Genomic DNA, 13,645 nt, shown 5'->3' with positions numbered 1-13,645 from the left:
CCGTGTACACCACCGAACTTCAGAAATCCGATTCAAAGCCGGTCGCCATCAAGGAGCCGCAGGAGCTGATCGATGCGTTCGAGGCGCGGGTCGCCGCCGACGCGTTCATCGAGCCCAAGGACTGGATGCCCGACGCGTATCGCCGCACGCTCATCCGCCAGATTTCACAGCACGCGCACAGCGAGATCGTCGGCATGCTGCCCGAAGGCAACTGGATCACGCGCGCGCCCTCGCTCAAGCGCAAGACGATCCTGCTCGCCAAGGTGCAGGACGAGGCGGGCCACGGCCTCTACCTCTATTCCGCCGCCGAGACGCTTGGCGCCTCGCGCGAGGAGATGATCGACGCGCTGCACAGCGGCAAGGCGAAGTACTCCACCATCTTCAACTATCCGACGCTGACCTGGGCCGACATCGGCGCCATCGGCTGGCTGGTGGACGGCGCCGCGATCATGAACCAGGTGCCGCTGCAGCGGACGTCTTACGGGCCCTATGCGCGCGCGATGGTGCGCGTGTGCAAGGAAGAAAGTTTCCATCAGCGGCAGGGCTATGATGCGCTGATCGTGATGTCGAACGGCACCGACGAGCAGAAGGCGATGGTGCAGGATGCCATTGACCGCTGGTGGTGGCCCGCGATCATGATGTTCGGCCCGCCCGACGACAATTCACCCAATTCGGCGCAGTCGATCCGCTGGCGCATCAAGCGCGAAACGAACGACGAGCTGCGCCAGAAGTTCATCGACGCCACCGTGCCGCAGGTCCACCTGCTCGGCATGAAGGTGCCCGATCCCGATCTGAAGTGGAACGAGGAACGCGGTCACTACGATTACGGCGCGCTCGATTGGGACGAGTTCTACGCCGTCGTGCGCGGCGAAGGGCCGACCGCCAAGGAACGCATGGAAGCCCGCCGCAAGGCGTGGGACGACGGGGCCTGGGTCCGCGAAGCCGCAGACGCCCATGAAGCCCGCCGCCGTCTCAAGGCCGCAGCCTGAAGGAAAGACGAAACATGAAGACCGATTGGCCTCTCTGGGAAGTGTTCGTGCGCGCGCGGGGCGGGCTTTCGCACCGTCACGCCGGATCGGTGCATGCGCCCGACGCGACGATCGCGCTGCGCCACGCGCGCGATACCTACACGCGGCGCATGGAAGGCGTCAGCCTGTGGGTGGTGCGTTCGTCGGATATCGCGGCGTCCGATCCCAAGCAGGCGGGGCCGATGTTCGAACCGGCCGAAAGCAAGGTCTACCGGCACCCGACGTTTTACGACCTTCCCGACGCCGTGAAGCACATGTGATGGAAAACGCGCTCTTCTCCTATGCGCTGCGTCTCGGCGACGACAGCCTCGTGCTCGGGCAGCGGCTTTCCGAGTGGTGCGGCCATGCCCCTGCGGTCGAAGTCGATCTCTCGCTCGCCAACATCGGGCTCGATCTCATCGGTCAGGCGCAGCTGTTTCTCGGCTATGCGGGCGAAGTCGAAGGCAAGGGCCGCAGCGACGATCGCCTCGCCTTTCACCGCGACGTGATGGCGTGGACGAACTGCCTGATGGTCGAGCAGCCGAACGGCGATTTCGCGCGCACGATGGCGCGGCAGTTCCTGTTCTCGACATGGCAGAAGGCGCTGTTCGACGGGCTCGCCGCCTCCAAGGACGCGCGCCTCGCCGAAATCGCGGCAAAGGCGGTGAAGGAAGTCACCTATCATGCCGAACTCGCCGGCGACTGGGTGATCCGTCTGGGCGACGGCACCGAGGAAAGCCGCAGGCGGATGATCGACGGGCTCGATTGGCACTGGCGTTTCGTCGAAGAGCTGTTCCAGGCCGATGCGGTCGTGGAAACGCTCGTTGCCGAAGGCGTCGCGGTCGATCCGGCGGGGCTGCGTCCGGGCTTCGACGCGCGCGTCGCGGCGGTGCTTGCCGAGGCGGGCCTGCCCGAAATGCAGCTGCCGCGCGGCGTCGTCGGCGGCCGCAAGGGCCATCATTCCGAACATCTCGGGCACATCCTCGCGGTGATGCAGCATATCCCGCGCACGTATCCGGACGCCGTCTGGTGAACGACGCACGCGCCATCATGGCCGTGCTCGCCTCCGTACCGGACCCGGAGATTCCGGCGGTGTCGCTCGTCGATCTCGGCATCATCCGCGACGTGCTCGCCGATGCCCAGCCGCCGCGCGTCCTCATTACGCCGACCTACACCGGATGCCCGGCAACTGCGGTGATCCAGCTTTCCGTCCGCGAGGCGCTCGACGCGGCGGGGATGCGTGACGTCACCGTCGAAACCTGTCTGTCGCCGCCGTGGACCACGGCGTGGATCACGCCGGAGGGCCGCGAGAAACTGCGCGCCTACGGCATCGATCCCCCGCCCGACGACGTCCGCATGAACGGCGAGCCGGCCACCTGCCCCCGCTGCAATTCGCGCAGCACGCACGAGATCAGCCGGTTCGGTTCCACCCCCTGCAAGGCGCTCTGGCAGTGCAACGACTGCCTTGAGCCCTTCGACCGTTTCAAATGCCATTGAGGCCCTGAATGTCCACGCATTTCCACACGCTGAAGATCGCCGAAATCCGCCGCGAGACGCCGAGCGCCATCTCGATCCTGTTCGACGTGCCCGAAGCCGAGCGCGAGACCTTCGCCTTCCGCGCCGGACAGCACATCACGCTGCGCGCGGACGTGGGCGGCGAAGATCTGCGCCGCAACTATTCGCTCTGCGTCGCCCCGCACGAAGGCCAGCTTCGCGTCGCGATCAAGGCGATCGCCGACGGACGTTTCTCGCGCTGGGCGAACACTGCGCTCGCGGCGGGCGACACGATCGAGGTGATGCCCCCGCACGGCAGCTTCTCGTGGGATTTCGATTCCGCCGCGCAGAAGCACTATGTGGGCTTCGCGGGCGGATCGGGCATCACGCCCGTGCTCTCGCTGCTCAAGACCACGCTTCTGGAAGAGCCCAAAAGCCGCTTCACCTTGTTCTACGGCAACCGCGCCAGCAACGAGATCATGTTCCTGGAAGAAATCGCCGCGCTCAAGGACCGCTTCCTCGACCGGCTCGAAGCCTACCACTTCCTTGAAGACGAAGACGACGAGGATATCGCCCTCTTCAACGGCCGCCTCGATTCCGGAAAGCTCGCCGAACTGCTCAGCGGCCTCATCGACGCCGAAGATGTCGATGCCGCCTTCATCTGCGGCCCGGGGCCGATGATGGATGCCGTGGAAACCGCGCTCACCGCCGCAGGCGTCCCCGCCGACCGCATCAAGGTGGAACGCTTCACCATCGACCGCCCCACCGACGAGCAGGCCGCGGCGGAGCGCGAGATCGAAAAGACGGCGGAAGGCCGCAAGGTCGAGGTGACGCTGGAAGGCCGCCGCCGCCGCATCACCTTCGACAGCGCGCAGGGCAGCATCCTGGAAAACGCGCGCGCCGCCGGTATGCAGACCCCGTTCGCCTGCAAGGCGGGCGTCTGCGCCACGTGCCGCGCCCGGCTGACAAGCGGCGAGGTGCACATGAAGGCGAACTACGGCCTCTCCCCGGAAGAAGTCGCGCAGGGCTACATCCTCACCTGCCAGGCGGTGCCGATGACCGACGACGTCGCGGTCGATTACGACGCCTGAGTTCGAGACGACGCCTGACGGTCGCGTTCCAATCGAATCGTTGTCGCAACAGTCAATTAACCATAGCCTCCCTTCAAACAGGGGAGACAGACGATGCGTGTACTTTCGTGCGCGGCGATTGCTGTGTGTGTCGCTTCGCCAGCGATTGCAAAGTCGGTCATACTGAGCCCTGCCGCTTCCGGCTCGTTTGTCGGAGAAATACCGGAGGGCTATGACCCCGAAAATGGCAACAATTGCAATACATCGCGACCGGGGCCCGTTTTATGGAGCGCGGGTACGTCCGATTACGGCCAGATCGGAAATATGGGTGGCTGGTTCTTCGCCGACGATAATCGTGCCAGCTTTGAGTTTGATATTTCTAACGTCAAGAAGAAGGTGAAGAGTGCCACGCTGAGATTCAGCGCACTCGACCACTACGGCGACGGCAATTCTCGAAACTGTATTTTCGCCTATACTGGGGACGGCGTAACAACTCTTGACGACTATACACTGGTAGGAAAGTCGGAAATCTATTCCTTTGAGATGGAATGGAACGATAGCGACGGGACGTACGGGCTCGACGGTGTCTTCGACATTACAGCTTTGCTCAATGTGATGCTGAAGGAGAAAGCGGACTTTCTCGGGATACAGTTTGCGACGGACAATTATGCCGACACGATCATCGGGCTCTCGGATATGCGGATCGTCATCGAATCCGTTCCCGAGCCCACCACCCTCGCGCTGTTCGGCCTTGGACTGGCAGGACTTGGATTGAGACGCCGCAGGGGCTGACCTTATACGACGACGACCTGCTCAGCCCGCCGCCTCGTCCAGACAGTTCAAATAACGCGCGCGCAGGGTCTTCTTGTCGATCTTGCCGGTCGCCGTGAGCGGCACGGCGTCGAAGACGATGCGGTCGGGCATCCACCATTTCGCGATGGCCGGGGCGAGGTGTGCGCGCATCGCCGCCTCGGTGACGTCGGCGTCCTCATAGAGGTCGAGCACGAGGATCGGGCGCTCTTCCCATTTCGGGTGATGCACCCCCACGACCGCCGCGACCTTCACGCCCGGTAGGCCGACGGCGATATTCTCGATGTCGATCGAGCTGATCCATTCGCCGCCCGATTTGATGACGTCCTTGGCGCGGTCGGTGATGCGCATGAAGCCGTCGCCGTCGATGGTGGCGATGTCGCCGGTATCGAACCAGCCGTCTTCGTCGAGCGTGCTGCCGTCCGCGCGGTAATAGCGCTCGATCGTCCATGGCCCGCGCACCTTGAGCGCGCCGGAGGTCTCGCCGTCGTGCGGGAGGACGCGGTTCTCCTCGTCGGTGATGCGAAGCTCGACGCCGAACTGCATCCGGCCCTGCCGTGTCCAGATGATGTCGTCGACATGATCCGCGCCGCCTTCCGCGAGCGCGGGCGTCGGTGTCGCGACGACGCCGAGCGGGTTGAGTTCGGTCATCCCCCAGAGCTGCAGCACCTTGACGCCGTAGGTGCGCGAATACGCCTCCGCCATCGCGCGCGGCACGGCGGAGCCGCCGATCACCAGCCGCTGGAGCTGCGCCGTGGTCTCGCCGGTGCGCCCGAGATAATCGAGATACATCGTCCAGATCGTCGGCACCCCGCCCGAGAAGGTGACGCCTTCACCCAGCACGAGTTCATGCAGGCTCGCCGGGTCCATGCGGTCGCAGGGCAGCGCGAACGCGCAGCCATTCAGCGCGCCTGCGAACGGCAGCCCCCAGCCGGTCGCGTGATAGAAGCTGCTGCACGGCATGATGCAATTGAACACATCGAGCCCGAACGCCGACGTCAGGCTCGCCGCCATCGCGTGGAGCACGGTCGATCGGTGGCTGTAGACGACGCCCTTGGGATGACCAGTCGTGCCCGACGTGTAGCAGAGGAACGCCGCCGCATTCTCGTCGAGGCGCGGCCAGTCGATCGTATCGGGCTGGCCCGCGATCAGCGTTTCCCAGGATTCCGCACCCACACTGCCGGGGATCGTATGCTCGGCATCGCTCAGCATGATGAAGCGCGTGAGTTGCGGCAACAGCGCCGCCAGACGTTCGACGAGATCGGCGAAGCTGCGCTCGTAGACCAGGATCGTGCTGCCCGCATGTTCGATCGTGTAGGCGATCTGCTCGTCGGTGAGGCGCGGGTTCGCCGTGTGCAGCACCGCGCCGATGCCGGGGGCGGCGAACATCAGCTCCATGTGGCGGTGCGTGTTCCAGCCGAGCGAGCTGATCCGGTCGCCGGGCGCCACGCTTATGCTGCGCAGCAAATGCGCAGCACGCGCGGTGCGCGCGGCGAGTCCGGCATAGTCGTAGCGCCACATCGGTTCATCCACGAGGCGCGATACGATCGGCCGCTTGCCGTGCGCGGCGGCGGCGTGGGTCAAGAGCCCGCTGATGAGCAGCGGACTATCCTGCATCAACCCCAGCATTGTTCCCCTTACCAGTCAGCCGGCTTTTCGATGTGATCGGCAGCGCCCTGCGCGGCGGCAAGACCGTACATGAATTTCGCGTCGACAACAGCGGCGATGCTGCCGTCGGCATTGTAGCCCACGAGCGGCCCGTTCACGACCGCGAACATCACCATGCCGTCCGCGTCGGTGTCGGGAATGTGGTTGATGCCGCCCATCTCGCGCACGTAATCGCCGGCGCGGCCGCGATCGTCGCCGTAGCCGAAGCCGCCGTCGATCAGGATGCCCTCGACCGAACCGACATGGCCGTGGACAGGCGCGGTGTTGTTCGGCCCCACCTTCAGCAGCATCGTGAAGCCGCCGGTGAAGGGGTTGACGTTGAGCAGCTTGAACCAGGTGTCCGGCATCACCCAGTCGTGCCAGGGCAGATCCTTTAGATTGTAGAACGCCGGGGCGTGGCGCTTCGTCTCTTCGATATCGGGCGCATCTTCGCGTGTCAGCAGAACCATGATCGAACCTCCCTCGTTCCTCAATTTCAGGCGGGGATAGTGACGCGCGGACCGGAACCCTGAAATGGCGGGAAACACCTACGTGCTTAGGTGGTTCCCGCTATTGGAATGGCTGCCCGTCCCTCTAGCTTTCACCGGCGTGAAATCGGGAACTGAGAGGGTCAGGCCATGCGCCTTCAGGGCAAAGTCGCCATCGTGACGGGAGCGGCGTCCGGCATCGGGCGCGCGACGGCCATCGCCTTTGCGCGGGAGGGCGCGCGGGTCGGCGTCACCGACATCAATCTCGCCGGGGCCGAAGCGACTGCCGCCGCAATCGGCGATGCCGCGCTCCCGCTTCGGCTCGACGTGACGGACGAGGCGGCGTGGGCGGAGGCGCCCGCCGCCACGGTCGGGCGCTTCGGCAAGCTCGACAGCCTCGCGAACGTCGCGGGCATCGGCTTTCCCGGCTCGATCATGGACCTGACGATCGAGCACTGGAACAAGATGATCGCGGTGAACCTCACCGGCGTGATGCTGGGGTGCCAGGCGGCGATCCGCGCGATCTCGCAGACGGGCGGCTGCGGGGCGATCGTGAACGTGTCGTCGCTCGCCGGGCTGGTCGGCATCTCGGACGTGGCGGGGTACTGCGCGTCGAAGGGCGGGGTGACGACGCTGTCGAAATCGGTCGCGCTTTACTGCGCGGAACAGCGCCTGCCGATCCGCTGCGTGTCGGTGCACCCCACCTATGTGGACAGCGAGATGCTGGACCCTGTCGCCGACGCGATCGGAGACCGGGCGGCGATGATCGCGGGCATGGCGCGCCTCGTGCCGATGGGCCGCATCGCGAAGCCGGACGACATCGCAAGCGCGATCCTCTTCGCGGTTTCCGACGAAGCCGCCATGCTGAGCGGATCGCCGCTCATCATCGACGGCGCGCAGCTCGCCGGCCCCTCCAGCGCGCACACGAAAGGCTGAACATGGGACGCGTTTCAAACAAGGTCATCATCGTCACCGGCGCGGCGGCGGGGCTCGGCGCGGCGATCGCGGACCGGCTGGCGGAAGAAGGCGCGGTCGTCATCCGCACCGATATCGCGGGCGGCGCGGGCATCACCCGCCAGGACGTCGCCGAGGAAGCGGGCTGGCAGACGCTGATCGCCGACACGCTGGCGAAACACGGCCGCCTCGACGGGCTCGTCAACAATGCGGGCATCTCGTCGAGCAAAAGCCCGATGGACCCGGAAGGCGCGGAACTTGAAGACTGGCGGCGCATCAACACGGTGAACGTGGAAAGCGTGTTCCTCGCCTGCAAATACGCGATGCCCGCGATCGCGAAGGGCGGCGGCGGCGCAATCGTCAACATGTCGTCGATCGGCGCGCTGGTGCCCACGCCGTTCATCGCGGCCTACGGCGCATCGAAGGCGGCGGTCGCGCAGTTCACGCGCACGATCGCGCTGCACTGCTGCGAGAAGAACTACGCGATCCGCTGCAACAGCGTGCACCCGGGGCAGGTGCGCACGCCGATGCACGACGTGCTGATCGCGCGCACCGCCGCCGAGCACGGCATCAGCGAGGAGGACGCCGCGCAGGCCTTCCTCACCAAGGTGCCGATGAAGACGTGGCAGGAGGCGGTGGATATCGCGAACGCCGTGCTGTTCCTGGTGTCGGACGAAGCGCGCTTCATCACCGGCACCGCCGTCGTCGTCGACGGCGGCATGAGCCTCACCAACTAGGAGACAGGGCGTGCGCACACTCAATTTCGGCCAGCCGATGGGCGCCATCATGCAGGTCGCCTACATCGTGCCGGACATCACGGCGGCGATGAAGCACTATATGCCGCGCCTCAATTGCGGGCCCTGGTTCGTCATCGAGCACTTCCCGCTGCTCGACGCGCAGTATCGCGGCCAGCCGACCGAGCTCGATATCACGCTCGCCATCGGCTTCTCGGGATCGATGAGCTTCGAGCTGATCCAGCAGAACAACTGGGAGACGCCGTCGGTCTACACCGAGGTTCAGCAGAAGCGCGGCTGGGGCTTCCACCACTTCGCGGTCTCGTGCGCGGATTTCGACGCGGACGTCGCGAAATACCAGGCGCAGGGCCACGACATGGCGCTGTACGGCGTCGCTGGAGTCGGCGCGCGCGCGGCCTATATGGATACGTCGGACGTGCTGCCCGGCATGATCGAGCTGATCGAGATGACCGACCAGACCGAGGCCTTCTTCACGATGATGCAGGCCGCGTCGCAAAACTGGGACGGCAGCGACCCCATCCGCGTGTTGCAGCCCCCGGCCGCGTAAGGCAGAACCGCGACATGAAGAATGCCAGGGGCCTCGACGCCATTGAGACAGCGAGCCGTGACGAGATAACGGCGTTGCAGCTGTCGCGTCTGCGCGCGAGCCTTGCGCACGCCTACACCGGCAACCCGGCGTACCGCGCGAAGTTCGATGCGGCGGGGGTGCGCCCGGACGATCTCAAATCGCTGTCGGACCTTGCGAAGTTCCCGTTCACGACGAAGGCAGACCTGCGCGACGCCTACCCGTTCGGCTTCTTCGCGGTGCCGCAGGAGAAGCTGTCCCGCATCCACGCCTCGTCGGGAACGACGGGCAAGGCCACGGTGGTGGGCTACACGAAGGCCGACATCGAGACATGGTCGGCGCTCGTCGCGCGCTCGATCCATGCGGCGGGCGGGCGGCCGGGGAACAAGGTGCACGTCGCCTACGGCTACGGGCTCTTTACCGGCGGCCTCGGCGCGCACTACGGCGCGGAGGCGCTCGGCTGCACGGTGATCCCGATGTCGGGCGGGCAGACCGAGAAGCAGGTGCAGCTGATCACCGACTTCGCCCCCGAGATCATCATGGTGACGCCGAGCTACATGCTGGCGATCCTCGACGAGTTCCGGCGGCAGGGCCTCGATCCGGCGGCGTGCTCGCTGAAGACCGGCATCTTCGGCGCCGAGCCGTGGACCGAGGCGATGCGCGCCGAGATCGAGAATGCGTTCGCGATTGATGCCGTGGATATCTACGGCCTCTCCGAAGTGATGGGGCCGGGGGTGGCGCAGGAGTGCGTGGAGACGAAAGACGGCCTCACCATTTGGGAGGATCATTTCTACCCCGAGGTGATCGACCCCGAAACGGGCGCGGTGCTCCCCGACGGCGCGGAGGGCGAACTTGTGTTCACCTCGCTGACCAAAGAGGCGATGCCGATCGTGCGCTACCGCACGCGCGACCTCACCCGGCTGCTGCCGGGCACGGCGCGCAGCATGCGGCGCATGGCGAAGATCACCGGGCGCAGCGACGACATGATGATCATCCGCGGCGTGAACGTGTTCCCGAGCCAGATCGAGGAGCATATCCTGTCGATCCCCGCGCTCGCGCCGCACTTCATGATCGAACTGACCCGGCCGGACCGGATGGACATGGTGCGCCTGTCGGTCGAGGCGCGCGAGGACACCGATGCGGCGACCCATGCGGCGCACGCCGACACGCTCGCCCACCGCATCAAGACCATGGTGGGCATCAGCGTGAAGATCGACGTCCACCCTGCGGGATCGCTGCCTCGCTCGCAGGGCAAGGCGGCGCGGGTGGTGGACAAGCGTTCGCGCTAAGGTCGCGCAGTTACAAATGCCTCATCGCCATTGGGTTTTGGGAAAATTGCGCATAGAATCATTCCCATGGCGAAGCTCGTTTATGCCCTCAACCAGTCGCTGGACGGCTATGTCGACCATATGGCGTTTGCACCCGATCCTGTGCTTTTCCGTCACTTTATCGACGACGTTCGCGGGCTGGCCGCGACCATCTACGGTCGCCGCATGTACGAGACGATGCGCTACTGGGACGAGGATCATTCCGATTGGGACGACGCGCGGCGCGACTATGCGGCGGCGTGGCGGCGCCTGCCGAAGTGGGTGGTGTCGCGTACATTGACGTCGGTCGGGCCGAACGCCACGCTTGTCGATGATGCGGTAGAGTCGGCGATCCGCATGCTCAAGGATCGGTTTGACGGAGAGATCGAAGTCGCCGGACCCGAACTGGCCGCGAGCCTCACCGAACTGCGCCTTGTCGATGAATATCGCGTGTATGTTCATCCGGTCGTGCTCGGCGAAGGGAAAGCATTCTTCGCCGGCTCGCGGCCGTCGCTGCGGCTCGTTGCGCACGACCGTATCGGCGAACATGTGGTCAGGCTGACATACGTTTCGGCATAACGACCGCGTATTAAAACTGCGGTCTCCCCAAGGTAGCGCGCGCTGATCGCACCCCCCCACCGTCATACGGCGCAGGCCGGTACCCATACAGCGGCGGTTATGGATACCGGCCTGCGCCGGTATGACGATGGGGGGCGGAAAGGCTGAACCAGGCTCAGCATGCCCGAAGGCCCGTCATCGCCGCCGCGACAAGTGAAACTCAGTCGAGGATCGCGGGCAGGAAATCGGATGCGCCGGAGAAGCCGAGGCGCTGGTAGGCGCGCTGGCGGTAGGTGAGGACGCTGCTGCGGCGGATCGCGAGCGCGTCTGCGGTGCGCTCGGCGGTCCAGCCCGCGATGGTGCGCGCGGCGACCTGCCGCTCGCGGAGTGTCAGCGACGGGAAGGTGCGGGCGAGGCGGGCTTCCAGGCGTTCGACGATCCGGCCCTCCGGGCTCGGTGCCGCGATGGTCTGCCGGGCGAGCGCGGTGAGGCCGACGTTGGCGAGCGCGGCGAGCGCGGCGGTGCCGTCGCTGTCGCCCTGCATGCCAACGCCCCCGTCCCGCCGGTAGAAGCTGAGCACGATCGCGCGCCCGGCGCCGCGCCAGCCGAAGCAGAGCTTGTCGGCGAAGCGCGGCTGCTCGAAACAGATCGCGCGGTAATCGCGCAGGCCGATCTCCCCGGCACGCACGCAGGCCACGAAGCCGCGACCCGCGGCCGTGCGGCGGCGCGCGTGGACGACGGGATCGTGATGGTAGAAACGCTCCGCATAGTGGCGCGCGCGCAGATCGTGGTCGCCGCGCTCGCTGATCGACGAGAGCGCGACCGGGCGCTGCCCGTCCTGGACGTGATAGGCGAAAATCTCGTCCACCCCCGCCACGCGCTGCGCGGCGTTCAGCATCAGCAGGCCGAACACGGGCGTTCCCGCCGTTTCAACGAGCGCGGCGCCGACATCGGGATCAAGCAGGGGAGGACATTCGGCCATGCCGCAGTATCTGCCGTTACTGGATGTGCAGCAAGCGCGAGACGAGCTGCGTCCGGCTGCTCACCCCCACCTTGCGGTAGATCGAGCGCAGGTGGTTCTCGCCCGTGCGCAGCGAGATGCCGAGTTCGTGGCTGAGCGAGGCGTTGCATTTGCCCGATGCGATCTGCCGCGCGATCTCGGTTTCGCGCTCGGTGAGGCCGAAGCGGCGGCAGGCGTCGCCGATCGCATGGCGCGGGCCGCCGCCGCTCGTGACGACGAGATGGAAGGTGCGGCCGTCCGCGGTTTCGAAATTGCGCACTTCAATGTCGAACGCGCGCATGCCGCTTGTCTTGAAGCCGAATGCCGCGCCCGGCGCGCGATCCGCCGCCAGCAGGCGCTGCTTGATCTCGCCGAGCACCGACGATCCGCCGAGCGAAGCCCCGGCAAGGCCCAGATCCTCCATGCCCTTGGCGTTGCCGTTGCGCACGACAAGATCCTCGTCGAGGATCAGGAAGCCCATTTCGGCGCCCGCCTCGCGCGCGGCAAGCGCGATGGTTTCGGACAGCGCCAGCGCTTCGCGGCAGGCGAGCGCATAGAGCACCGAGCGGATCGCGGGCACCAGCCGCTGAAACCAGGCAAGCTGCTGCGGCAGGAAGGCGATGTCGCCGTGGCGGCGATGAAAGCCGACGCAGGCGAGCTGCGTTTCAAGGCCGGTCTTCATCGGCATCGCGACCGCGACGACGTGGCCGATGTCGTAGGGGCGCAGGAAGGTGTCGCGATACTGCGGATCGTCTTCCAGATCGTGCTCGAACGATCCGGTCAGCAGGTTCGGTGCGGGTCCGCGCGCCGCGTCCATCCAGTCCATCACCGGGCGGATCACCGGATCGAGCGCGTAGAGCCCGTCGACATACGCGTCCACCGAAGCGGGCGTGCCGCCGACATAGCTGCGCGCGCCGAAATGCCGGCCGCCGCAAGGCGACGAAAAGATCTGCATGAACACGCCGCTCGTCGCGCCGAGCGCATCGACCATCGGCTCCAGAAGCGTTTCACCCACCGCATCGGCGGATTCACACGAGAGGATCTTCTCGAAGATTCCCGCCGAGGGGTCTTCACAGAAATTCGCGCTGGGCACTCTGGCCTCCCCTTTTTCTGCAACGGTCGGCTACGCTCTACCGGCGCCCGTATATTGAACGACCGATCGTTCAATGAACTCTTCCCCGTGCATTCCCTATTCAATCAGAAAACGGCGCGCAGGAAAAGTCCCGGAATCTAGCGGCTTTCGCGCGGCACCCCGGCATGAGTGTTTCCCGTTATAGGCGGTGCGCGGCGAACGGGGCATGACAGGGGCCGAGAAGCAAGATCGCCGGCGCCGCGTGCGCGACCGGCCTTTCGGGGGAGGTACGAGACTGATGAAACGGACCAGCGGGTTCAACACGGGCGCCGGCGTTTTCGCGATTGCGATCGCGCTCTGCGCGACGCATGCGGCGGCCCAGGAGACCGGGGTAAGCGGCGACACCGTCGAGGAGATCGTCGTCACCGCAACGCGGCGCGCCGCGAACGTGCAGGATATCGGCATCGCCGTGACGGCGCACGGCGGCGACCGCCTGCTCGAACTCGGCCTGCGCGACACCACCGACCTCGCGGCAATGACGCCGGGTCTGCAGTTCGTTTCGCCCGGCGGCCCGCCGGTCGCGGGTCTCATCTCGATCCGCGGCGTGTCGCAGAACGATTTCGCCGGCCACATCGAGCCGGCGAACGCCTTCTACATCGATGAAGTGTACCAGCCTTCGAGCGGATCGAGCGTGCAGCAACTGTTCGATGTCGGCCGCGTCGAGGTGCTGAAAGGCCCGCAGGGCACGCTGTTCGGCCGCAATGCGACGGGCGGCCTCGTCCACATCATCTCCAACCAGCCCGGCGATGAACTCGACGGTTATGTGTTTAGTCCCTCGTTTTGATGGTGCGGTTCTCTGATAAACCGTTTTGGCTGCTCGGACCATATTTTGCAGACATATTCATATGGGGTGAGGCC

16 protein-coding genes and 1 pseudogene are annotated in these 13,645 nt (G+C 65.8%); 12 read left to right on the top strand and 5 right to left on the bottom strand.

The window, feature by feature from the left end:
• The first annotated feature begins 2 nt into the window (after positions 1 to 2).
• From paaA to GGQ98_RS09675, 6 genes are all read left to right on the top strand, one after another.
• The gene (paaA, locus tag GGQ98_RS09700; protein WP_184068672.1) at positions 3 to 989 is read left to right on the top strand and encodes a 1,2-phenylacetyl-CoA epoxidase subunit PaaA; all 987 of its coding nucleotides are present in this window, start codon (positions 3 to 5) and stop codon (positions 987 to 989) included.
• 14 nt (positions 990 to 1,003) lie between these two features.
• The gene (gene paaB / locus GGQ98_RS09695; protein WP_184068669.1) at positions 1,004 to 1,288 is read left to right on the top strand and encodes a 1,2-phenylacetyl-CoA epoxidase subunit PaaB; all 285 of its coding nucleotides are present in this window, start codon (positions 1,004 to 1,006) and stop codon (positions 1,286 to 1,288) included.
• Entirely contained in the window at positions 1,288 to 2,040 is a 753-nt protein-coding gene (paaC, locus tag GGQ98_RS09690) for a 1,2-phenylacetyl-CoA epoxidase subunit PaaC (protein ID WP_184068666.1), read from the top strand. The genes paaB and paaC overlap by 1 nt, the downstream gene beginning before the upstream one ends.
• A complete protein-coding gene (gene paaD, locus GGQ98_RS09685) occupies positions 2,037 to 2,504 on the top strand; it encodes a 1,2-phenylacetyl-CoA epoxidase subunit PaaD (protein WP_341534179.1) in 468 nt (155 codons plus the stop codon). Before paaC ends, paaD begins: the two co-directional genes overlap by 4 nt.
• Before the next feature lie 8 nt (positions 2,505 to 2,512).
• The gene (gene paaE, locus GGQ98_RS09680; protein ID WP_184068663.1) at positions 2,513 to 3,592 is read left to right on the top strand and encodes a 1,2-phenylacetyl-CoA epoxidase subunit PaaE; all 1,080 of its coding nucleotides are present in this window, start codon (positions 2,513 to 2,515) and stop codon (positions 3,590 to 3,592) included.
• Between the two features lie 93 nt (positions 3,593 to 3,685).
• A complete protein-coding gene (locus GGQ98_RS09675) occupies positions 3,686 to 4,363 on the top strand; it encodes a PEP-CTERM sorting domain-containing protein (RefSeq protein ID WP_184068660.1) in 678 nt (225 codons plus the stop codon).
• A gap of 21 nt (positions 4,364 to 4,384) precedes the next feature.
• Here GGQ98_RS09675 and GGQ98_RS09670 read toward each other — a convergent pair whose 3' ends face one another.
• Both GGQ98_RS09670 and GGQ98_RS09665 read right to left on the bottom strand, forming a co-directional pair.
• A complete protein-coding gene (locus tag GGQ98_RS09670; protein WP_207791338.1) occupies positions 4,385 to 6,010 on the bottom strand; it encodes a long-chain fatty acid--CoA ligase in 1,626 nt (541 codons plus the stop codon).
• 8 nt (positions 6,011 to 6,018) lie between these two features.
• The gene (locus GGQ98_RS09665; RefSeq protein ID WP_184068657.1) at positions 6,019 to 6,498 is read right to left on the bottom strand and encodes a 2,4'-dihydroxyacetophenone dioxygenase family protein; all 480 of its coding nucleotides are present in this window, start codon (positions 6,496 to 6,498) and stop codon (positions 6,019 to 6,021) included.
• Between the two features lie 168 nt (positions 6,499 to 6,666).
• On the opposite strand from GGQ98_RS09665, the gene GGQ98_RS09660 reads away from it, so the two are divergent.
• The 5 genes from GGQ98_RS09660 to GGQ98_RS09640 all read left to right on the top strand — a co-directional run bounded on the left by GGQ98_RS09660 (position 6,667) and on the right by GGQ98_RS09640 (position 10,676).
• Positions 6,667 to 7,452: an SDR family oxidoreductase gene (locus GGQ98_RS09660; RefSeq protein ID WP_184068655.1), complete on the top strand. Its 786-nt coding sequence runs from the start codon at positions 6,667 to 6,669 to the stop codon at positions 7,450 to 7,452.
• Positions 7,453 to 7,454: 2 nt separating this feature from the next.
• Entirely contained in the window at positions 7,455 to 8,207 is a 753-nt protein-coding gene (locus tag GGQ98_RS09655; RefSeq protein WP_184068652.1) for an SDR family oxidoreductase, read from the top strand.
• A gap of 10 nt (positions 8,208 to 8,217) precedes the next feature.
• Entirely contained in the window at positions 8,218 to 8,772 is a 555-nt protein-coding gene (locus GGQ98_RS09650; RefSeq protein WP_341534178.1) for a VOC family protein, read from the top strand.
• A gap of 14 nt (positions 8,773 to 8,786) precedes the next feature.
• Complete coding sequence (gene paaK, locus GGQ98_RS09645) at positions 8,787 to 10,079, top strand: phenylacetate--CoA ligase PaaK (RefSeq protein WP_184068649.1); 1,293 nt, start codon at positions 8,787 to 8,789, stop codon at positions 10,077 to 10,079.
• 66 nt (positions 10,080 to 10,145) lie between these two features.
• On the top strand, positions 10,146 to 10,676 hold the full coding sequence (locus GGQ98_RS09640; RefSeq protein WP_184068646.1) for a dihydrofolate reductase family protein: 531 nt from the start codon (positions 10,146 to 10,148) through the stop codon (positions 10,674 to 10,676).
• A gap of 199 nt (positions 10,677 to 10,875) precedes the next feature.
• Here GGQ98_RS09640 and GGQ98_RS09635 read toward each other — a convergent pair whose 3' ends face one another.
• Together GGQ98_RS09635 and GGQ98_RS18805 are read right to left on the bottom strand one after the other, a co-directional pair.
• A complete protein-coding gene (locus tag GGQ98_RS09635) occupies positions 10,876 to 11,637 on the bottom strand; it encodes a helix-turn-helix transcriptional regulator (RefSeq protein ID WP_184068643.1) in 762 nt (253 codons plus the stop codon).
• Positions 11,638 to 11,653: 16 nt separating this feature from the next.
• Positions 11,654 to 12,748, bottom strand: a complete 1,095-nt coding sequence (locus GGQ98_RS18805) for a helix-turn-helix transcriptional regulator (protein ID WP_341534177.1) — start codon at positions 12,746 to 12,748, stop codon at positions 11,654 to 11,656.
• 277 nt (positions 12,749 to 13,025) lie between these two features.
• Here GGQ98_RS18805 and GGQ98_RS09625 point away from each other — a divergent pair, with 277 nt between their 5' ends.
• Positions 13,026 to 13,571 (top strand): TonB-dependent receptor plug domain-containing protein, encoded by a 546-nt coding sequence (locus GGQ98_RS09625; RefSeq protein ID WP_184068640.1) that lies wholly within the window; start codon positions 13,026 to 13,028, stop codon positions 13,569 to 13,571.
• Here the strand turns inward: GGQ98_RS09625 and GGQ98_RS18375 are convergent.
• Positions 13,547 to 13,645, bottom strand: a pseudogene (locus GGQ98_RS18375) (IS481 family transposase); the annotation flags it as partial. The gene GGQ98_RS09625 and the pseudogene GGQ98_RS18375 sit on opposite strands and share 25 nt — an antisense overlap.

Origin of the sequence: Sphingosinicella soli (assembly GCF_014199685.1) — a bacterium.
GTDB classification, from domain to species: Bacteria; Pseudomonadota; Alphaproteobacteria; order Sphingomonadales; family Sphingomonadaceae; genus Sphingosinicella; species Sphingosinicella soli.
Note: the sequence above shows the minus strand (reverse complement) of the source record. Positions and strands in the feature narration are given on the sequence as shown.